General features: G+C 41.1%; 18 protein-coding genes and 1 pseudogene. All 19 read left to right on the top strand.

All coding sequences use genetic code 11. The features are described 5' to 3' along the window. Positions 1-263: 263 nt before the first annotated feature. Positions 264-392 (top strand): annotated as a pseudogene (locus tag M3221_RS21345) (nickel pincer cofactor biosynthesis protein LarC); the annotation flags it as partial. Positions 393-503: 111 nt separating this feature from the next. Next, the gene (locus M3221_RS21340; protein ID WP_251273710.1) at positions 504-1001 is read left to right on the top strand and encodes a TRAP transporter small permease; all 498 of its coding nucleotides are present in this window, start codon (positions 504-506) and stop codon (positions 999-1001) included. Between the two features lies 1 nt (position 1002). After that, positions 1003-2298, top strand: coding sequence for a TRAP transporter large permease (locus tag M3221_RS21335; RefSeq protein ID WP_251273709.1), 1296 nt, complete (start codon positions 1003-1005; stop codon positions 2296-2298). Between the two features lie 41 nt (positions 2299-2339). Continuing rightward, positions 2340-3362, top strand: a complete 1023-nt coding sequence (locus M3221_RS21330; protein ID WP_251273708.1) for a TRAP transporter substrate-binding protein — start codon at positions 2340-2342, stop codon at positions 3360-3362. A gap of 77 nt (positions 3363-3439) precedes the next feature. After that, entirely contained in the window at positions 3440-5281 is a 1842-nt protein-coding gene (locus M3221_RS21325) for a sensor histidine kinase (protein ID WP_251273707.1), read from the top strand. After that, complete coding sequence (locus tag M3221_RS21320) at positions 5278-6027, top strand: response regulator transcription factor (RefSeq protein ID WP_251273706.1); 750 nt, start codon at positions 5278-5280, stop codon at positions 6025-6027. Before M3221_RS21325 ends, M3221_RS21320 begins: the two co-directional genes overlap by 4 nt. A gap of 2 nt (positions 6028-6029) precedes the next feature. After that, positions 6030-7025: a Gfo/Idh/MocA family protein gene (locus M3221_RS21315; RefSeq protein WP_251273705.1), complete on the top strand. Its 996-nt coding sequence runs from the start codon at positions 6030-6032 to the stop codon at positions 7023-7025. A 303-nt stretch (positions 7026-7328) separates the two neighbouring features. Beyond that, positions 7329-9542 carry a glycoside hydrolase family 3 protein gene (locus tag M3221_RS21310; protein WP_251273704.1) on the top strand — a complete coding sequence of 738 codons (2214 nt, stop codon included), beginning with the start codon at positions 7329-7331 and terminating at the stop codon, positions 9540-9542. 529 nt (positions 9543-10071) lie between these two features. Continuing rightward, positions 10072-11037, top strand: coding sequence for a carbohydrate ABC transporter permease (locus M3221_RS21305; protein ID WP_251273703.1), 966 nt, complete (start codon positions 10072-10074; stop codon positions 11035-11037). 1 nt (position 11038) lies between these two features. Further along, positions 11039-11872, top strand: coding sequence for a carbohydrate ABC transporter permease (locus M3221_RS21300; protein WP_251273702.1), 834 nt, complete (start codon positions 11039-11041; stop codon positions 11870-11872). Between the two features lie 170 nt (positions 11873-12042). Beyond that, complete coding sequence (locus tag M3221_RS21295) at positions 12043-13641, top strand: sensor histidine kinase (RefSeq protein WP_251273701.1); 1599 nt, start codon at positions 12043-12045, stop codon at positions 13639-13641. A gap of 13 nt (positions 13642-13654) precedes the next feature. Continuing rightward, a complete protein-coding gene (locus M3221_RS21290) occupies positions 13655-15262 on the top strand; it encodes a response regulator transcription factor (protein WP_251273700.1) in 1608 nt (535 codons plus the stop codon). A gap of 109 nt (positions 15263-15371) precedes the next feature. Further along, complete coding sequence (locus tag M3221_RS21285) at positions 15372-16661, top strand: ABC transporter substrate-binding protein (protein WP_251273699.1); 1290 nt, start codon at positions 15372-15374, stop codon at positions 16659-16661. A gap of 6 nt (positions 16662-16667) precedes the next feature. Beyond that, positions 16668-17189, top strand: coding sequence for a hypothetical protein (locus M3221_RS21280; RefSeq protein ID WP_251273698.1), 522 nt, complete (start codon positions 16668-16670; stop codon positions 17187-17189). A gap of 15 nt (positions 17190-17204) precedes the next feature. Then, on the top strand, positions 17205-17819 hold the full coding sequence (locus M3221_RS21275; protein ID WP_251273697.1) for a YesL family protein: 615 nt from the start codon (positions 17205-17207) through the stop codon (positions 17817-17819). A gap of 19 nt (positions 17820-17838) precedes the next feature. Beyond that, positions 17839-19002, top strand: coding sequence for a Gfo/Idh/MocA family protein (locus M3221_RS21270; protein ID WP_251273696.1), 1164 nt, complete (start codon positions 17839-17841; stop codon positions 19000-19002). A gap of 15 nt (positions 19003-19017) precedes the next feature. Further along, complete coding sequence (locus tag M3221_RS21265) at positions 19018-20112, top strand: Gfo/Idh/MocA family protein (RefSeq protein WP_251273695.1); 1095 nt, start codon at positions 19018-19020, stop codon at positions 20110-20112. 505 nt (positions 20113-20617) lie between these two features. Beyond that, positions 20618-21823 carry an MFS transporter gene (locus M3221_RS21260; protein WP_251273694.1) on the top strand — a complete coding sequence of 402 codons (1206 nt, stop codon included), beginning with the start codon at positions 20618-20620 and terminating at the stop codon, positions 21821-21823. Continuing rightward, entirely contained in the window at positions 21807-22772 is a 966-nt protein-coding gene (locus tag M3221_RS21255; protein WP_251273693.1) for an AraC family transcriptional regulator, read from the top strand. Before M3221_RS21260 ends, M3221_RS21255 begins: the two co-directional genes overlap by 17 nt. The last annotated feature ends 54 nt before the right edge of the window (positions 22773-22826 follow it).

Raw genomic sequence — 22826 nt, 5'->3', positions numbered from 1 at the left:
ATATGTGCTAGGATTATTTGTCATGTCTAAAACTAGAATTTAAATCTTAGTCTCATTCTTTCAGGAACATGGTCTTTTAATTATTTGATGGAAATAAAGAAAATCTGTTGACTAATCGTAAGAAAAAGCCTGTAAACATCGCCTTCAAAATGAAGGCTTTGTCTACAAGCTGCAGCAGTTCCTTTAAGGGCTGCTATTTTCTTTGGGGTAAGGGGGATCTTTCCTTGTTTAAAATGGCGTGATGGGAACATCCTGTCCCTGCACCGGCGACGCTGGAAATCTTAAAAGGTGTCCCGATTGCCCGTACATCGATTAAAAGTGAACGGGCGATGCCAACCGGGGCAGCTGCTGCGGCTGTACTGGCTGAATCATTGGGGCTTTTTTATTTTTAATAGACGCACACATAAAAAAATCACAAATTCTCCTAAAAAAAATGTATATCTTAATCTTTCTGAAATTTCTAAAATAAGGTTAAGAAAACGCTTTCAGACAGGAGGATTCAAATGAACTTCATTAAAAAAGCCGGGTTATGGATTGATTCGATTTTTGAGAAGGCAGCGCTATTATCGCTTGTTGCATTAATTTTTGTTGTCACAATGCAAGTCATGACCCGAAAGTTATTTAATTTTGTTTTTTTCTGGTCAGAGGAAGTTACACTTCTATTGCTTGCCTGGTTTGCATTTATGTCCATCGCGATTGGCTTTCGCGAGTACATTCATTTAGGCATTGACTCATTCACAAACCTGTTTTCTAAAAAATTCAACAAAGTTTGGGATAAAGTCATTATGCTGAGCACACTGGCTTTTGGGATGTACCTTGTGATTCAAGGCTGGGATTTCACCGTGCTGATGATGGATTCTACTCTGCCGGCAACAAAACTTCCGAGCAGCGTTACCTATTTGGCTATGCCGATTACGGGGATGATGATTTCCGGTTATGCACTGCTTCATTTGTTTAACATTCAGACAACCCGGCACCAGGGCATAGAGGAGGAAATATAACGTGGACATCAATACAGTCGGCACCATAATATTATTGGTTAGTTTTGTTGGATTGATATTGCTTCGTTTTCCCATCGCTCTTACACTTGTTGTTTCATCACTGATTACCGTGATCTACCTGAAGGTGCCAATGCCTGTCATCGGCCAGCAAATGGTTCAAGGAATTAATTCATTTTCTTTACTGGCGATTCCATTTTTCATATTAACAGGTCAAATCATGAGTGAAGGAGGGCTCGCTTTACGAATTGTCCGGTTTGCAAGTTTGATGGTCGGGCGGATTCGGGGAGGGCTGGCAATGGTCAATAGCGTCGCTGCCTTGTTTTTTGGGAACATTTCCGGCTCTGCGGTTGCAGATGTATCGTCTGTCGGCTCTGTGATGGTGCCGATGATGAAAAAGAATGGCTACCAAGCCGATTATGCGGTAGGTGTTACCATTGCTTCAGCCATTCAAGGGGTAGTTGTTCCGCCAAGTCACAATCTTGTCCTTTACTCACTCGCCGCCGGTGGTGTGTCGATTGCCAGCCTGTTTATGGCAGGTATCGTTCCAGGCGTTATGATGCTCACAGCGCTTATGATCACAAGTTATGTGATTGCCAGAAAGCGCGGATATGGAAAAGCGGAGCCTGTACCGAAATCGGAAATATCAGGAATTTTAATTCATGGCTTTTTATCACTAAGCCCCGCCGTCATTATTCTTGGCGGTATTTTGAGCGGCTGGTTTACAGCAACAGAATCTGGTGCACTTGCCTGCTTGTACGCATTTATTCTGGCATTTTTCGTTTATCGTGAAGCGCCGATCTCAAGTATTTGGAATATTTTAAAGCGGACGATGAGAACAGTATCAATGGTGTTTTTCTTAATCGCTGCTTCCGCTTCCTTTGGCTGGACGCTTGCTTATTTGCAAATACCGGGCATGATCACCGATTTATTTTTGCAGATTTCAGATAACCCAATTATCATCCTGCTAATCATCAACATTTTGCTGTTGCTGCTTGGAGCCCCAATGGATATGGCGCCGATGATTTTAATTATGACGCCTATTTTATTACCTGTAGTGACAAACCTTGGAATGGATCCAGTACACTTTGGCATTATCCTTATATTGAATGCGGGAATCGGCTTGCTGACACCGCCGGTTGGAACCGTGTTGTTTGTGGGTTCAGCAATTGGTAAGGTATCTATACAGGAAGCCACAAAAGCGATGCTGCCATTTTTCTATGCATTAATTGTTGTTCTATTAGTCATCACGTATATTCCAGACGTTGTGATGTGGCTGCCAAATATGCTGGCAGACTAACAGAACGAATGGATAAAATAAAAGAAAAGGGGATGTACACGATGAAAAACAAGAAATTTAAGGGGATTTTAGCTTCCGTTATGTTTGCAAGTGCTGTGATGGCGGGCTGCGGCAGTGAAGAAGGAGCAGGCTCAGGAGAAGCAGCTGATGGAAAGAAAGCAAGCTACACATTCCGGCTGGCGGACAATCAGCCGGCTGATTACCCGACTGTTGTTGGAGACGAGAAGTTTGCTGAACTAGTTGAAGAAAGAACGGATGGGCGTATTAAAATTGAAGTCTTTCCTTCTGCACAGCTTGGTGATGAAAAGTCAGTATTAGAGCAGGTTCAGCTCGGCGCAATTGAATTTACTAGAATCAATGCCAGTCCATTAGCTGAATTCAATAAAGATTTCTCTGTCCTGGCTCTTCCATATATTTTTGAAAGCGAGGAACATTTATGGAACTTCCTTGGAAGCAAAAAAGCAACAGAGCTTCTTGACGGATTAGAACAATCAAAAATGAAAGGGCTTGCGTATTACGATTCCGGTTCACGCAGTTTTTATGCTACAAAAAAATTGAAGAGCATTAAAGACTTGGAAGGGATGAAAATTCGCGTCCAGCAGAGTGAAATTAATATTGATTTCTTAAGCGCACTTGGTGCAAGTGCAACACCGATGCCATACGGAGAAGTATTTAGTGCCCTGCAAACAGGTATCATTGATGGAGCTGAAAACAATTTGCCAAGTCTCGACTCTTCTAACCATTACCAGGAAGCGAAACATGTGTTATTGGATCATCATCAGCGGACTCCGGAAGTGTTGTTGATGAGTGATACAATCTGGGATAAGTTAGATAAAGAGGATCAGGAAATTATCAAGCAGGCTGCGCTTGATTCTGTTGAAACACAAAAAGCTGAATGGGCAAAATGGGAGGAACGTTCTGAAAAGAAATTAAAAGACGAAGGCGTTACTTTCACTGAAGTAAAAGATATGAAACCTTTGCAGGACGCTGTAAAACCAGTAGTCGAAAAGTATTCAAAAGATCACCAGGATATTATGGATGCTATTGAAGAAGCACGTCCGTAACCGTATGATAGAATAGAAGGCTTGCCTGGCATGCTTACGCGTGCCGGGTTCTATCTGTATAAAAGGGGAGGAAGACAATGAAGCGAAGAAGGAGAAAATGGATTGAGTTTATGGACCGCTTTATTTTATTAAGAGATCAGCCTTTTATGCATAAGCTGTTTGTTTTCTCCAGCTTATTAGTCATCCTCCCCGTTTTAGCGGTTGGCATTATTTCCTACCAGCGGTCAGCGATAGAAATTGAGAAAGAAGTCCGGCTTTCCAGTCTGCATGTGATCGATCAGGCCGAGTCAAATATAGAGTATTATTTGCAGGAGTTTGAAATTACCAGCCTGAAAATTATTAACTCATCTGAAGTGGAAGATTTTATACAAGCAGACGCTGAGAAAAGCGGCCAAGAAGAAACCCTCAGCAGTGCTGTCCGCAATTTCCTTGAACTTCAGGAATACTCTAGACCAGATATTTCAAATATCACCATCATGACAGACTCGGGAAGAGTGATCGATACACTTGGAAACCGGAATTATTATCCCGCTCCGAAAATGAAAGAAGAATATTGGTATGAGTCTATTCCTCATAACGGCATGATTAGACTTGTCAGCCGGACATTGAAAACAAAAGATAAGGAACAGCCTGTTATTTCGCTCGTGCGCAGGCTTTACAATTCACAAACGCTCAAGCCTGTAGGAATGCTGGTAATTGATATTAATTTCAGACGCATTGAAGAAATTTCAAACAAAGTCACGATCACCAGAAACGGATCATTTTCCATATTGGACGCAGAAGGGCATTATGTTTATCACCCCGATTACAGCAGGCTGGGGCAAAATGGAGACACGGAGCTGCTATCAAAGCTGAAAATAGAAGACAGCGATTCGGTCATGCTGAAAAACGACACGAAAAACTTTGTCACGTATACCCATTCTTCCAATCTCGGCTGGACGTTTCTGACGTCTGTTCCATACGACAATTTAACGATGGGTATTAATCAAATCAGGAAAACGATTCTGATCACAATTATTGTAGCCCTCGTTGCGGCTTATCTTGCCGGCTATGGATTTGCCTCTGCACTCGTTCGTCCGATTAAGCGCTTACAGTATTTTATGAAAGAGGTGGAAGTAGGCAAGCTTGACGGCAGAGTACATGTTGAGTCAAAAGATGAAATCGGCCAGCTGACAATGGGTTTTAACAACACGGTTGAAAAGCTGTCTGCCCTTCTTGATGAAGTTTACGTATCAAAACTAAAAGAAGCCGAGCTTTCATTAAAACAAAAAGAAAGTGAGCTGAAGATGCTTCAATCGCAGATTAATCCACACTTTTTATATAATTCGCTCGAAACGATCCGGGGAATGGCGCTTGAAGGAAGCCAGGAAGATATTGCCGTGATGTCAAATTCACTCGGAAAGCTGCTACGATACAACTTGAAAAATAACACACTAACGGTCAGTCTCAGGGAAGAAGTGAAATTCTGCGAAATGTATCTGCAGGTTCAAAAGTTCCGTTTTGGTGATCGATTTGACTATAAGCTTTCTATTCCGGCATGGGCGGAGCAAGTAGAAGTGGTCAAATTTTCCTTGCAGCCGATCGTAGAAAATTGTTTTGTGCATGCCTTCGGTCAAAGCAGCCGTCAAATAATGATTTCGATCGCAGTGCTTCGCGTGTCCGAAAAAGCGTGCATCATTTCTATTTCCGACAATGGTTCAGGCATGGAAGAAGAAGTGCTGTCCGAAATGAAGTATAACTTAAAGCGGCATTCCGCAGTCAGCAGCGGGGAGCATATCGGACTGATAAATGTTCATCAGCGCATTCTGTATTTATTCGGAGAGGAATATGGAATAGACATTCAAAGCAAGCCTGGCGAGGGCACCGTAGTCACGATGTGCGTGCCTTTAACCGCCGGCAGCAGGGAGGAAGCGATATGAAGCGGATTTTATTAGTGGATGATGAACGCTGGGTCCGTACAGCACTAAAGTGGACAATCAACAAGCTTAATCTGCCTGTAGAAGTCGTTCAGGAATGTGAAAACGGGCTCCAGGCGCTAGAGTGGTTAAAAGAAAATCAAGTGGATTTAATCATGACAGATGTGAGAATGCCAATCATGGATGGAATGACATTTGTAAAAGAGCTCGCTAACGTTAAAGAAAAGCAGGATGTTATTGTGATCAGCGTTCATGATGAATTTCAATTTGTCCAGCAGGCACTGAGAAGCGGCGTAATGGACTATCTTTTAAAACCGATTGAAGAAGAGGACTTGCGGGCAAGCCTTGAAAAATGGCTTCAAATGGAAGAGGCCGGTAAGCAAATAAAAACAGCTTTAAGTACAGCTAGCAATCCGGCTGTCCCCTCTACGACAATTGAGCAGGTACTCGAATATATACGAAAGACGCCCCTGAATGAAGTAACACTGCATGACACAGCCCAAAAAGTTCATGTGAACCCGAGTTACTTGAGCCAGCTTTTTAAGCAGCAATTAAATAAAAAATTTATTGATTATTTAACCGAGCTTCGTATTGAAGAGGGAAAGCATCTCCTTCTGCACACCACGTTAAGAATGTCGGAAATTGCAGATAGGGTTGGTTATGGAGATGTCGCTTACTTTAGCAACAACTTTAAGAAAATGACAGGATGCACACCATCGGAATTTCGAAAATCAGCCAAGGAGGCATAAAGTTGAAAAAAATTCGTTTTGGTGTTTTAAGTACAGCCGGCATCGCCCAAAAAGAGCTGATTCCTGCGTTTAAACGAGCAGCACTTGCGGAAGTTACAGCCATTGCGAGCAGAAACGAGGAAAAAGCACGCGAAATTGCACAGAAGAATGACATTCCAAAATCATATGGAAGTTACGAAGATTTGCTGGGTGATCCGGAGATTGATGCAGTGTACATCCCGCTGCCAAACCATCTTCATAAAGAATGGGTTATAAAAGCAGCAGAAAAAGGCAGGCATATTCTTTGTGAAAAGCCGGCTGCATTAAACAGCTCTGAAATAAAAGAGATGGAAGAAGCCTGCTTGAAACATGATGCTTTCTTCATGGAGGGTTTTATGTATGCCGTCCACCCGCAGCATGCAAGGGTAAAAGAAATTATTGCATCCGGTGAAATTGGTGAAGTGACAAATATGCGTGCCGCTTTTACGTTTTTCCTCCAACAGCCTTTCGGAAGTATCAAAATGAAGAAAGAAACGGGCGGCGGCAGTTTATATGATGTCGGGTGCTACGGCATTCACTCGATTCGAACAATTTTAGGTGCAGAGCCGGAAACCGTACAAACTCATGCTGTCATAGATCCGGTAAGCGGTGTCGATACAAGCCAGCTTTCGCATATGACTTTTCCCAACGGAATCACTGCATACATTGAATCCGGCTTCCACTCATTCAGGCGCAGCGAATATGAAGTGATCGGTACAAAAGGAAAAATCACTGTTCCACGCGCATTCCGCCCTGACTGGCACGGCGGCGAAGGGCTGGTCATTATCGAAAACGATTCAGTTACACGAACAGAGAGATTTTATGCTGACCAATACAAAACAGAAATTGATCAATTTGCAGCTGCTATTCTTGAAAAGAATGGGGATACAAAAGCTCAGTTTAAACAGTCTTATTTAAACTTAAAAGTAATCGATGCCTGTCTGAAGTCCATTAAGACAAATAAGAAAGAAATCGTTTGAATAAGAACGGCTGGACAAATCCTATTGAAAGGAGAACCCAGTCGTTCTTATTTATTGCATTACCGGCTATTCATCTTTGAATCAATTTGAAGGAGTCTTCTAGCCTGTAAGGCGATAAAAAAATCACAAAATGATCTAAAAAAAACCACTAACCCTTCAATTATTCTTTTAAATATAATTACTTAAAATGAAAGCGCTTTAAAAAGGAGGTAACTTATCGGTAACAGGTAATAACGCGTAGCACTTGATTGTTGATCCGTCATTTTTTCAAAGAGCTGTTTAATTGAAAAGGGGGAAGGAAAAATGGCTTCAATATCTTCAAGAATAAAAAAGAAATCCTCGAAACTAAGAAAAACGGTCCTAGCCAGTACGCTCACATTATCGGTATTAACCCCGGTCGTAACGCCGCAGGTCAGTGCTGATAGTCGTGAAGACTTGGGGTATGTAGATCCAACTGAAAACACGACACCTGGAAACTCAGGTGCAGATGTAACTACGTACCGTGTGCTGGCCAATCCTGCTACTGGGCAGCCCGAAATTGAAGCAGCAAGAAAAGGAGTTCTTTCTGCAGGAGGATACCAGTTCAGAGATTTGGATGGAGACAGAAGCCTGGATTCTTATGAAGATTGGAGAAAGCCAGTTGAACAACGGGTAGCCGATCTGGTTTCCAAAATGACACTTGCTGAAAAAGCAGGCTTACTATTAATTAATACACATACTCCAATTGCAAATCCAGCAGATGGCAGATATGTAAAAGCAGATGACCAAATGATAGTTGAGAAAAACATGCGTTATGTTATTTACCGCCAATCACCTTCTGTAGAGGTGGTTTCAAAGTATACCAATCAACTCCAAGAGCTGGGAGAGGCATCAAGATTAGGAATCCCAGTGGTAGTCACTTCAAATCCACGAAATCATTCTTCCACGGACTACACAAATAATGACGGCGGCAAAGGCGCGCACACTTTTTGGCCGGGCGCACTTGGCTTTGCAGCAGCGCGTGATGCAGAGGCAGTAAAGGAATTCGGCGAAATTGCTGCAAAGGAATGGCGGGCAGCTGGGATCCGGAAAGTTTATGGGTATACAGCTGATATTGCCACGGACCCGCTTTGGGCAAGAATTGAAGATACTTTTGGCGAAGATCCAGCTCTTGCATCAAACATGATTTATAACGTGATTACAGGTTTCCAAGGAGAAGAGCTTGGCAAAGATAGTGTGTCTATCACAGTAAAGCATTTTCCAGGGGGCGGTGCGCGAGACAATGGTCTGGATCCGCATTTCGTAGAGGGGAAATTCAATCCTTATCCAACCGAAGGAAGCCTTCTTAAGTATCACGTCCCTCCTTTTAAGGCGGCTATCAAAGCGAATGCAGCATCCGTCATGCCTTATTATGCATATCCAAGCAACACCAGTGCTGACCAAGGATTGCCTTGGTATAGCGAGACCCAGCAATTTGAAGAAGTGGGCTTTGCTTTGAATAAGGGAATTTTGGACTTTTTACGGAATGATCTCGGCTTTAAAGGCTATGTGAACTCCGACACAGGGGCTGTTGGAGCGAATGCCTGGGGAGCTGAAAGTTTAACGCCGGCACAAAAGGTAGCGAAAGCAATACAAGCCGGCACAGATATTATTTCTGGTTCTTCTGATCCTCAACCCATTATTACTGCAGTTGAGCAGGGTTTACTTACAGAAGCGGAAATTGACGAATCTGTTGTTCTGCTGTTAACCGAAATGATGAATTTAGGCCTGTTTGAAGACCCATATGTAGACCCGCAAAATGCTCTTAATACTGTTGCCAACCCTAAAGCACAAAAGCTGGCAGATGAAGCACATCACAAGTCTATTGTTTTACTGCGTAATGACAAGAACCTCCTGCCACTAAAGGATGCTAAAATTCAAAAAGTAAAGCTTTATGTTGAGATGTTTACTGGCGGAGACGCTGAAGCTGCCAATAAAAATTTAAAAACAGCCATTAAAAAACATGATGAGTCAATCACCATTGTGGAAAACCTCGAAGAAGCAACTCATGCTTTTGTATGGGTTAAACCAGCGCAGTCTAACTGGGACAATAATCCACGTATTTCAGTGGGGCCAGAAACCGGCATCGCTAATGTTGAAAAAATTGCTGAGATACAAAAAACGGTTCCAACTATTACTGCCGTAAACTTCATTAGTCCTTGGCTGATTGATAAAATTGAGCCTAATGCAGCAGCCGTTTTAAGCACATATGGAACGAAGACAGAAGCCGTAATGGATGTAATCCGGGGAGAATTCAACCCTACAGGAAAGCTTCCGTTCGCTATTCCTGCGAATGAGGATGCAGTGAACAAAGAGGTGGGAGATGTTCCTAGCTTTGCGGAGGAGGAATATCCTGATTACGCATATGTGAATAAAGCTGGAGACAAGTATAAGTATGGGTTCGGTCTTTCCTATAACCAGGGAAAAGCGATTGGTAAGCCGGATCATGCAGGTGAAACCGGCCTGCCTGCCCATGCTGGAAAAATTCCATTAAAATAAGAAGTGAAAATGAATAACGATATTAAGCAGTAGACTCGATAAGTTTCTCTAAAATCATGCAAAACAAAAGTACACCATATGGTCGTTAACATGAAAGCCAAATCCATCGTCGGATTTGGCTTTTTGTTTTCAAATAATTTACAGAAGGAGCTTGTGGAACCAAGAAAATATTTGTAGAAGGAGCGGCAGTTTATGAAGGTAAACACACCTTGGGGGCCTGTTACGGTAAATGATGAACGGCGAGATCGTATAGCACGCGCCAGAATATGAAGACTGCAAAGCGATTGCTGTTAAATTTAGCGTTCCGTTAAAAGAGGTCTATGCGGAAATTTGGAAGCAGGTAAAAAGCGGAATTCATATAGAATAAGGAAAATGTAAAGAACACTGTATAACACTCTGTTAAAGAGTCACAGTGTCTTTTTGCAGTTCACTTAAACTGTGTGAAAAATTAATAGTTATTGTGCATTTCTCTCATATATTCATTCCCTTTGATTTCGTATACTTTAAAAAAAGGGATGGAGGGGGATTTATGAAGCAGCCAAATGAAAGCGCAATCAAAACAAAAGGGGTTATAAAAAATTCGTTGTTTTCAAAAGAAAAACATAGAAGGAAACGGTGGGAATCACCAGTAGCCGGCTATTTGTTTCTCTCACCGTGGCTGATCGGCTTTTTCTTGTTGACATTATATCCAATGCTGCTGTCTCTTTATTTTTCTTTTACTAATTACTCATTATTAGAAGCTCCTGAATGGGTTGGCCTCGACAATTACAGCAAAATGTTTTTCAGTGATTCCATGTTTTATAAATCACTGTACATTACTCTTTTGTTTGTCGTTATTTCCGTTCCATTAAAGCTTATTACCGCTTTAATGATGGCCCTCTTTTTAAATCAGAAATTAAAATTCATGTCGATTTACACAACATTGATTTATTTGCCTTCATTGATTGGCACAAGTGTCGCTGTGGCTATTTTATGGCGGAATCTATTTGGCCAGGATGGACTGATTAACCAGCTTCTCGGCATTTTAGGAATCGAAGGAACGAACTGGATTTCAAATCCTGACTCAGCACTGGGCACACTTATTTTATTAGTCGTCTGGCAGTTTGGCTCCTCAATGGTCATTTTCTTAGCCGGATTAAAGCAAATATCACCTGAATTATATGAAGCTGCTTCGGTAGACGGTGCTTCAAAAGCAAGACAATTCTTTTCCATTACACTGCCTTTATTATCACCTGTTCTTTTATTTAACCTCGTTCTTCAGACTATTGGTTCGTTTCAAATGTTTACCCAGGCTTTTGTTATTACAAAAGGTGGTCCTGTTCAATCGACTTACATGTTCGCTTTGTATTTATATGAACGGGCGTTTGCAGGATTTCAAATGGGTTACGCTTCGGCTCTGGCTTGGGTACTTCTCGTCATTATCGGCATTTTCACTGCTTTAATCTTTTTATCATCGAAAAAATGGGTCTTTTATGAAGCGAAAGGTGGAAAGTAATATGCAGAAAAAATGGATAAGTCATCTTACACTAGCCGTAGTCTCCCTGTTTATGGTGTATCCCATCCTATGGTGGGTGGGAGCAGCGTTCAAGTCTAATGAGGAAATGAATTCAGCGAGTATTTTTCCATCCCAGCTGATGTTTTCTAACTTTACGGAAGGCTGGTATGCTATTCCTGGTTACTCGTTTGGCCACTTCTTTATGAACACCTTTGAATTGATTGCAGGTGTATTATTCACAACGATTGTTTCATGCAGTTTAGTCGCATTTGCGTTTGCTCGCCTGGACTTTCCGCTTCGTAATTTCTGGTTTGCTATTGTACTGGGTACGTTAATGCTGCCAAGCCAGATTACACTTGTTCCACAATACGATATGTTCAACGCATTCGGCTGGGTGGATACGTATTTACCGTTTATCGTTCCGCATTCACTGGCAGGCGGAATTGGCGGTTCGTTTTTCATTTTCCTGCTTGTACAGTTTATTAGAGGGATTCCGAAAGAGCTGGATGAAGCAGCAAAGATGGATGGCTGTACGTGGTTCGGCATTTACTGGCGTGTTATTTTGCCACTCATGAAACCGCCTCTCGTTACAGTAGCGATTTATTGCTTTCTCTGGAACTGGGATGACTTTTTGGGCCATTTAATTTATTTGAATTCAGTAGAAAATTATACGGTTGGCCTTGCATTGAAAATGTTTGTTGATGCGAACTCTACTGTCCCATGGGGTCAGCTGTTCGCTATGTCACTCGTATCTGTTATTCCAGCGATTATTATCTTCTTCTTTGCCCAGCGCCATATTGTGGATGGAGCGGCAAGTACTGGTTTGAAAGGCTGACGCGTCAGCCTTTTTTCTGCTATTCTGAGAAATAGAGAAAGGGGGACGCAATGAAAAATCCATTTAAAGAATACCCAATACGGAATGTATTCTTCTTTGCATTTGCCAGTTTAATAATGTTGTTGCTTACAGTCTTTGTCTTGGTCAGTTACAGGGTTTCGGTAGCTGAAATGCAAAAAAACACATCTTTTTACCAGCAGAACCTGCTTGGAAAAATTAATGAACAAATCAGCATGCAAAAACAGTCTGTTGAGCAGGTGACGATTGCACTGTCACGGAATGAGGACCTGCAAAATTATTTGCAGGGAACAAAAGATTCATATGAATCTTATCAGCTTATTTCTGAAATTAATACATCATTCTTCAACACAATGTTTAGTATCCCAGTAGTCGATACAGTCGATGTATATCTTGAATCCCCTCCAGCGAGGGTTCAAGAAGGGCCTATCCGCTACTTTTCATTTAAGGACTACCAATCGATTGACTGGCTTCAGCCAATGGAAAATGCAGACTCTGCCTGGCTGAAGAAGCATATTATTTCATCTCCGCAGGGAAACATTTCGGTGATCAGCTTTGCGCGTAAAATATATAAACGCAACGGCACGGCTGCAGGCATTGTGGTCGTCAACACAAAAACAGATCGTTTCCTTAAGTTAATGAATGGGGAAGTGGATAGCCGCGATCGTCTGTTAATTGATTCGAGTCATAGCATTATTGCGTACAATGGCGCTGGAAATGTAAGCGAATACTTAAATGCTTTTACTGAATTAAGCAAAGATGAAAATGTAAATGTAAATGGCTCCTCAAGACAGGAAGAAAAGTTTGTTGTTTGGTCAAAATTAGCTAATTCAGACTGGATTCTAATTGAAGTAACCCCCTGGAATGAGATTATTAGCGGAAGTGTCAAGCTGGCTCAGCTGCTCTTGTTTATCAGTTTGGTTACGATTGGACTTATTGTTATATTGACCTATTATTTATCGAAGCAGTTTACAAAACCTATTAACCAACTGCTTCAAAGCATGAATGACTTTTCTTTAAAGGAACGGGAACCAAAGCTTCCAGACGATTACCGGAATGAATTTGGTACGCTTTTTCGTGGATATTATAAATTAAACAACCGTATTAAAAGACTATACAGCGATTTAGAACAAGAATATCAGCAGAAAAGAAAAGCAGAATTAGACGCTCTTCAAGCAAATATCAATCCTCACTTTTTATACAACACGCTCGATCAGTTGAACTGGATGGCCATTGAAGAAGGACAGGAGAAAATAAGCCGCGTCCTGGAGTTAATGGGAAGGATGTTTCGAATCGGCCTTTCTAAAGGTGAAGCACTGATCCCTCTCAGGGACGAACTGGTACATTTAGAATCCTATATTCAAATTCAGCAAATTCGTTTGGAAGGAGCGCTTAACTATCAGATCTATATTCCAGAAAGATATCTGCACTATTATATTCCCAAGCTGACTTTGCAGCCGTTTATCGAAAATGCAATTATTCATGGTCTGCGTGGACAGCAGCAAGCGATGATTTCTATTAATCTGCACGATGTAGGGGAAATGATGTACATTATTATCCGTGATAACGGCACAGGGTTTTCTAAAGACCAAATGCTAAATAAAAGAACTGCAGATGGGGGATATGGCATTAAAAATGTGCAGGACCGACTCTCTGCCCATTTTGGAGCAAATAGTTCAATATCCATTGAAAGCCAGGTCGGTGAAGGAACAACCGTTTTTGTTAAAATTCCGAAGAAACTGCATAAATAAAGGAGGGCCTTTTATGTGGAAAGCGATTATTGTCGATGATGATCCAAGTGTACTGCGGGGCATGAAAAAAGCCATTCCGTGGGAAAAGCTGGGTATTGAATGTATAGGAGAGGCATCAGACGGCAAAGCAGGGTTTGAGATTATTATGGACATGCAGCCGGATATCGTATTAACCGATATTTACATGCCGGTCATGAATGACTTGGAGATGATGCAGGCTTTACGGGAAAATCAATATACCGGCAGTGTTATTATTTTAAGCGGCTATTCTGATTTTGAATATGCAAGAACGGCCCTTCGGCTGAAAGTCCAAGATTATTTAAGCAAGCCCATTACCATTCAAACGATGGAAGAAGCATTAAAAAGAGTAACAACAAGATTAGAAGAAGAAAGAATGAAACAAAGCGGACAGGAGGAAATAAAGCAAAAAATCAACTATTATAAATCTTTAATTTCAAATACATGGCTAAAGTCGCTGGTAACGGGGATGGAAGACCAGGAAGTCGCCCGCAAGGAACAAAAAACCGACTATTTGCAAAAACAAAAACACCAGGTGCTGGTATTGAAGCTGGATAAAGATAATGAGGCTATTGAATGGGACAGCCTTCAGGAAAATATCAGCTGTTTTTTTTCGAATCATGCATTACCGTATTTAAAAAATGTGGAATGGATTGAACTTAATTACATATATTCAGCCATTCTGCTGTCTTATGATGTGCAAACGGATAACAAAGTCTGTCAGAAAGCTGCCCAAAATGTAGCTGAGAAGTTGATAGAGCTGATGCATTTAAAAGAAGACTATAAGTATAAAATCGGAATAGGACAGGTGAAAACCAATTGGGAAGAAATACCGATATCAACAGAGGAAGCCATTTACTCACTTTCAAAAATTTTATCCCAGCCCATTATTCGCTACGAAGATGTACCGGCAAGTGAGCAGTCGAAATTCAACTCGCAAAAATCAGCTTTCCGTAAGCCGGTTCAATTTTACCGGGAGCTTTCTGACGCGGTCAAGCAGGAAAGAAAAGATCAGGCGGTCCGAATTCTAAACAAATTTATGTTGGATGAACAAGAGTGGACTTACTCCTTGCCATCCCACCTGCAGACAATTTGCAAGGATTTATGGGTTATTTTAACGTATTCACTTTATGATAAGGGCGTAAATCTTGAAGAAATTGTCGATCATCAGACAGCCTCACGCCAAATTGAAAAAGTTCATCAGAAAGAACAATTTCAGCGCTGGATTCTTGCTTCCATAGACCTTATTCTTTCACGCATTCAACAAGAGGAAAAAGAAAATGTCCGCCACAAGCAGACCGTTGACTATGTAATTGAATACATTGACAGCCATTATCATGAAAATCTGACGTTAAATCAGATGGCAGAAAAAGTGTTTCTTTCCCGCAATTATTTAAGCCAGATTTTTAAAAAAGTGACCGGGTTATCATTTAACCAGTATTTAAATAATGTTCGAATGGAAAAAGCCAAGTATTTAATTTTAGAAGGCCATTATTTAATTTATGAAATTGCAGAAAAGGTGGGCTATAAAAATACCCCTTACTTCAGCTCCATGTTTAAAAAGCATACCGGGGTCAATCCAACGGACTTATTGAAACAATAATCGGTGTACATTTTTAACAATAATTGTGCATCTCTCTTATATAAGCATTTATGAAAGCGTTTTATAATTGAGGTGTAATCAACATTACGGGGGAATGGGGGAGGAAGTAATGAAAAGAAAGTGGTTATCTTTTTTCCTTGCGGCACTGCTTACATTTACATTGTCCGCATGCAGCGCACAACAGGCGCAGCAGCAAGAAGAGGAAAGCGGAAGTACAGACGGAAAAGTAAGTTTACGGGTTGTATGGTGGGGCTCGCAGGAACGCCATGATGCAACCATGAAAGTACTTGATTTATATACAGAAAAAAATCCAAACGTCACATTTGAAACAGAGTTTTCTGGATGGGACGGATATTGGGACAAGCTTGCTACGCAGTCGGCTGCTCAAAACGCACCGGACTTAGTTCAAATGGACGCCCAGTACTTACAGGAATACGCTACACGCAATCAATTGGCTGATCTTTCGGAAGGCATCAATGTAGAGGATATGGATCCGACTCTCGTTGATTCCGGAAAAGTAAATGATAAACTATATGCCGTCGCTCTTGGAAATAACGCGTTTGGAATGATCTATAACAAAGCAGCTTTCGAAAAGTTAGGTGTTGAAACACCGAAAGCAGACTGGACGTGGGATGATTTATTCGCGTTGGCAAGAGAAGTACAGCCAAAGCTTAAAGACGGAAAATATGCAATGCGTGATTTTACATTTGACTCAGCGGTATATGAAATGTACCAGCTTAGCAAAGGCAAAGGCCACTTGACGACTGAAGATGGCGATTTCAATATTGATAAAAAAACATGGAAAGAATGGGTTTCTATTTTTGAAGATTTACGGAAAGAAGGAGTTGTTTCTCCTGCGGAAACAACAGTAGCAGAAGTCGAATATGATCCGAAAAATGACCTTCTATTGAATGATTCCGTTTTAATTAAACAAAGCTTTGCTGCTCAATTTCCAAGCTTTGATAGCGTAAAACCGGATACGTATGCGCTTGTGAAAGCACCAAAAGACGCAGAAGCAGGCGGATACTTGAAGCCATCTATGTTCTGGTCAGTCAGCGAAAGCTTGAAACAGAAAGAAGAAGCAAAGAAAGTGATCGACTTTTTCATTAATGATCCAGAAGCAGCTGAAATCTTAGGTGTATCACGCGGCCTTCCGGTTTCTAAGAAAATTTTAGATTCAATGAGCAGCAGTTTCACAGATTCTGACAAAGCCCAATTGCAGCTAGTCAATGATACAGCACCAGATGCACAGCCATTCAATGGCGGTCCGCAAGGCTGGGGAGAATTCCAAAACAATGCCTATAGACAAGTTGGAGAGCAGCTTATGTTTGGTGTACTCTCCCAGGATGAAGCCTATGAGGAATTAAAGAACCACTATGAAGAAATAAAAGGACGGTAAGTTGAAATGGATAAATGGATCATCCTGATCGTCAGTATTCTCATGTTGACTGGCTGCCGGCCTGCTGTTTCAGAAGAAAACCATCTCCGACTTCTTTTCTTTACAGACAAAGCAATGGGACAGGAGGCGGAAATTGAACAGTTTTTGGCTGAACAGGTCAAATTGAATAAAACGATTGATGTGTCCATTTATCCGCTTTCGAGGGAAAAATTCTCTGTATTACTTGCTGAAAGAGCCGGTGATGTGTATGTGGCAGAACCAGGTTTAGTAGAAGGACTACTTACTCAAAACGGGTTAACACCGCTTGATGAACTCATGCCTGTGTCCGCTTATCCATTCGTGCAGGAACACTATATAACAAACAATAAAACAGGCGAACGCCATCTTTATGGACTGCCATTACAAACCGATCAATCTGCTTTTGCCCATCTTGATTTGGCGATTCCGGAAGAGATGACCATAATTGTTCCTTCATTCAGCCAAAACAAAAAAGAAAGCTTAAGGGCGTTGCAGGCTTTAATTAACTAATGAGGAGGAACCTGCATGAATCAAGGATATGTAACAGGAACGCTTTACACAGGGATGGAATGGGTGACGAGAATCGTCTATATCAATGCACTATGGATTGTATTCACGTTACTTGGAGGTGTTTTGTTTGGTTTTAGTCCAGCAACTGCTGCGCTATTCAGCATTGTAAGAAAGTGGACGGACGGCGAGGAAGTAACGCATTTATTTTCCGAATTTCGGAAAGAATATCGACAATTTTTCTGGGAAAGCCAAAAAACTGGCCTGCTATTAATGGTGATCGGGTTGCTGCTTGTTATAGACTTTCAGTTCTTTTTACAAGGAAACTCGACAATGGGCTGGTTAGGGAAAATGATTACCATACAGTTAATTTTCCTATATGCAGTAATGCTGATGTATATTTTTCCGCTTTATATCGATACGAAGCAGCGAATAAGTATCGTGTTCAAAGAAGCTTTTCGGCTTTTTTTGCAGGCACCATTTAAAACCATGTTTGGGCTGTTCAGCATTATGGCGCTTGGACTCTTATTTATGACCATTCCAGCTGTAGCACTACTTTGTGGTGCCAGTTCCATAGCAATGTGGCAAGTGTTTTACACAGAAAAGTATGTACGGAAGCATAAAGTTGCGTGAACGAAGTGGAGGAACGAATATGACAAAAGTTAAAATTGGTGTAATTGGTTTAGGAAATATGGGAAGCTCGCACGTTTCACAGCTTGCCAACGGGCTTGTGAAAGGCGGTCAATTAACAGCGGTTTGTGACTTTAATGAAGACCGTTTAAAAGCCGCAAATGAAAAAACCGGCGGGCAGTTAGCTTGTTTTACGGATCCAGACACATTTTTTAATCAAGCAGATATCGAAGCAGTACTAATTGCTGCGCCTCATTATGATCACCCGACTTTAGCTGAACAGGCATTTCAAAAAGGGTTACACGTTCTGATCGAAAAACCGGCAGGTGTATATACGAAAAACGTACAGCGTATGAACGAAGCAGCGGCCGAAAGCGGCAAAGTGTTCAGCATTATGTATAACCAGCGAACGAACCCCCTTTATCAAAAGTTGCGGCAGCTTATTCAATCAGGTGAACTAGGTGAAATAAAACGAACGAACTGGATTATTACTGACTGGTACCGCTCACAAAGTTATTATGATTCAAGTGAATGGAGAGCAACATGGGAGGGAGAAGGCGGTGGCGTTTTACTGAACCAATCGCCGCATCAGCTTGATTTATGGCAATGGACCACAGGTTTAATGCCAAAACGGGTACATGCTTTTTGCCATTTCGGCCGTTATCACAATATTGAAGTGGAAGACGATGTTACCGCGTATGTTGAATACGAAAATGGAGCGACAGGTGTATTTATTACGTCAACTGGGGAAGCTCCCGGAACAAATCGTTTTGAAATCATCGGAGACCGCGGCAAAATCGTGGTTGAAAATGATCAATTAATCTTTTACCGGCTGACTCAGTCAGAGCGGGAGTTTAATGCAACGTATACGGGCGGTTTTGGTGAACCAGAACATTGGAAAATTGAAATTCCAGTAAAAGGTGAAAATACTCAGCACCTTGGAATTATGCAGAATTGGGTCGATGCTATTTTAAAAGGGACTCCACTCTTGGCACCTGGAGAAGAAGGGATCAAAGGACTTGAAATTTCCAATGCCATTTATTTGTCAGCCTGGCTAAAAGAATCCGTAGAGCTTCCTATCGATGCGGATCTTTTTTATAAAACATTGCAAGAAAAAATTAAAGCGTCCAATTTCGTAAAAGAGAAATCAGGAAATGTCGTACTATCCGTAGAAGGAACACACTAAATAGGAGATGATCATATGAGCAATCAAGATGGAATGAATTATGCACCAAAAGGAAAACCAAGTCCGGTTGTGAAACAAAATGAGTTTTTTGTGGCGGCGGCAGCTCTTGATCATGGTCATATTTATGGTATGTGCAACGGATTGGTTGAAGCAGGCGCCACAATAAAATGGGTATATGACTCAGACTCAACTAAAGTAGAATCATTTTTAAAAGTATATCCAAGTGCCCGAGCTGCTTCTTCACTAGAAGAAATATTAACAGATGAAACGGTTCACCTCGTTGCAGCAGCAGCCGTCCCGTGTGACCGGGGGCCGCTTGGCGTCAAGGTTATGCAAAGCGGGAAAGATTATTTTACTGACAAGACGCCTTTTACAACCATGGATCAGCTGCAGGAAGCAAAACGAGTTTCAGAAGAAACAGGTCAAAAATACATGGTTTACTTCAGCGAGAGACTGCATGTGGAAAGTGCGGTTTTTGCTGGGCAGCTTGTCAAAAAAGGCGCAATTGGACGCGTCGTACAAGTAACCGGATTCGGCCCTCATCGGTTAAACGCAGACAACCGGCCGGATTGGTTTTTTGAAAAAGAAAAATACGGCGGTATTCTATGTGATATTGGCAGCCACCAGATTGAACAGTTCCTGTATTATACAGGGTGTGATGATGCAGAAATTCTCCACAGCAAAACAGCTAACTATCATAATCCAAATTATCCGGAACTGGAAGACTTTGGGGATACAACATTGGTTGGCAATAATGGAGCGACCCAGTATTTTCGAGTAGACTGGCTGACACCTGATGGCCTTAGCACTTGGGGAGACGGTCGTACATTTATTGTCGGAACAGAAGGAACAATCGAAGTTCGAAAATACGTAGACATCGCCAGACAGCAGCAAGGCGACCATGTCTATTTAGTCGACGGTAAAGGGGAACACCATTTTGACGTAGCTGGAAAAGTGGGATATCCATTTTTCGGCGAGTTGATTTTGGACTGTTTAAACCGAACGGAAACAGCTATGAGCCAAGAGCATGTATTTAAAGCAGCTGAACTTTGTCTCCTTGCGCAGGAAAAAGCTGTGCATGTGTACCAAGCAGAAAATGTGACTATATAAGGAAATTTCATTAAAAATCCAGTGAATCTCCAAGTAGATTCCTGGATTTTTTTGTTCAAATATTAAGGCAATCAAAAAGTTAGTAAACATAGGTGTACTTAATCAAAAGTGTAATTTAGCAAACATACACTTTTGATTAAGTACACTTTTGTTATTAGTGAGGCATTGATAATCAAGAGATTTGTATGGATTTAATATGATTTTAGGTCCCTTATTTTTATTTTTATAATACATTATGTGTAAAATTCGAATAAAAATTATATTTCAAGAACTAGGAACAGGCTCTTTGACGGGTTAGTGCTATTCGAATCGTATCACTAACACTCTTTAAATGCCTCATTTTTCCAAATTATTAACAATTCTTTAATATTTTACTTACACGAAAAATTTTTAACCGCTATAATGACTAAAATGTACAAGAAAATAGATTGATTCGGTTTGTTTAGATACTGAGCGCTAAAACGAGTTTTCATCTAGTAACATATGTTATTTGCGGAGAATGGGCGTGATTAAACTGAAGGTAGAAATGAACCAAGAGGAGACAAAACTTTGGAATCGGCATTTTATTCTATTGCTGATAGCCCATAGCTGCGCACAGATGGGCTATCAGATTTTAGTGCCCTCTCTTCCTGTTTACTTTCAAACAATCGGAAAAGGTGAGCAGGTAATCGGGATGCTGGCCGGCTTAATGGCTGTTACCGCTATTCTTTCAAGGCCCTATGTGGGAAAAGCGCTCGACAGCCAAAACAAGCGAAATGTGTACATAACAGGCTTATTTTTTCATTTGATTGCAAGTGGTTTGTATGTATGGGGAGAATCTACGTTTATTTTATCTCTTTTAAGACTTCTGCACGGCTTTGGGATCGGTATAACCACAGCCGCAGCGGCAACGATTGCAGCAGATTTTATTCCTAAAAAGCGTCTGGCGGAAGGGGTCGGCTTTTTTAGTATGGCAACGGTCGTATCAATGGCTGTTACACCGGCTGTTGGTCTCTATTTAGCTAATCAAAACCATTATACGGCTCTTTTCAGTTTAGCCGTTCTTTTCATTGGGGCAGCTATTTTATTTTGTTTATGTCTTAATCAGAAAGAACGAGATACTAATCTAAATAAGAAAAATCAGCAAACAGAAGTCGGCAAGAAAGAAGGCCGTACCGCTGTCATAATGGCTTGCATCGCTTTTTGTGTAACGCTTCCGTACAGCGCTATTGTGACTTTTTTAGCGTTGTATGCAAAGCAAGCAGAGATTTCGAATATTGAGTGGTTTTTTATCGTTTATGCGGGCATCATTTTGCTGGCAAGGCCTGCAGCCGGGCGATTGGCTGATCAAAAAGGAGAAGCATTTGTGGTGATTCCAAGTATGCTGATGACCTGTTTGTCATTATTGCTCTTATCTATTGCCGAAACATTTCTATCTTTTATGACCGTGGCTCTTTTCTTAGCCATGGGATATGGCACCATACAGCCGGCACTCCAATCTATTGTCCTGAGGAGGACACCTGCTAGTAGAAGGGGGAGGGCGATGAGCACATTTTTTCTAGGAATGGATATCAGCTACGGTATTGGTCCGCTTTTGTGCGGAGTATTAGTACGGCTATACAGTTACTCTACTATGTTTCTTTCATCCATTATTTTCATTCTAATGGGATGTATTCTTTACTTTTTCTATTTTCATTTGAAAGGGAGGGACAAAAATGAATTATCCGTATGAAAGCGTTGTGATTGGAGAAGAAATTCCAATGTTTATGCTGATGACGAGTGTAAAGTATGTGGCGATGCATTGGCACGACCGGATTGAGTTTTTATTTGTGTTAAAAGGAGAGGTGAATGTTTTTTCCAGGGGGAAAGAGTATCAGTTAAGAGAAAACGATGTGATGTTCATTAACAGCAATGAGGTACATGGAGTCGAATCCAATAAAGTAAATCAACTGCTAGTTCTTCAAGTTCCTGTTTCTTTTATTCGTAAGTTTTACGAAAACATCGAAACAGAGAGATTTCAATGTGAGTCTTTTCAGCAGGAAGATCAGCGGCTGTTTGATGCCATCCGCTCATCACTAGCGCAGCTCATGTGGTTTCTTAGAGAGAAAAAAGCGAATGGCGATATTAAAATCCACTCTCTTTTACTTGATCTGGTTTTTCAGCTTCTGTCTTATTTTAGAGTGGAGGACAATAGAAAAATAAAGCAAAAAAGCGAGAGGGCTATTGAACGTTTATCCTCTGTTGCCTCGTACATCGAACAAAACTATATGAAGCCGATTACGCTGCAGGATATTGCGGAAAGAGAACAGTTGACGATCTCTTATCTATCACGGTATTTTCACGATCATATGGGTCAGTCCTTTTTAAAATACTTAAACAGCGTTCGTTTGGAACATGCGGTTCGTTATCTAACCGAGACTGAATGGCCGATTATTCAAATTTCAATGGAAAGCGGATTTTCCAATTTAAACTCTTTTCACAGAGTATTTAAAGAAGCCTTTCACATTACCCCAAATCAATATAGAAAACAGCATTTTGCCAGTGCAAGGTATATCCAGCATCATGATAAAAAAGGAAGAGAGTATTCCAGTCATGTAGATGAGGAGGCTCTTGAAAAGCTATATCGCTTTCTTCCAGAAACATACATGAAGCACAATGAAAAAAAGCAAAAATCGATATAAATAAGAACAAAAATGATAACGTTTCCAAAAATGAGAAAGCCTATAATAATAATC

The sequence above is a fragment of the Domibacillus indicus genome, from assembly GCF_023715895.1.
Classification (GTDB): domain Bacteria; phylum Bacillota; class Bacilli; order Bacillales; family Domibacillaceae; genus Domibacillus; species Domibacillus indicus_A.
This window is presented reverse-complemented; position numbering and strand designations above follow the sequence as displayed.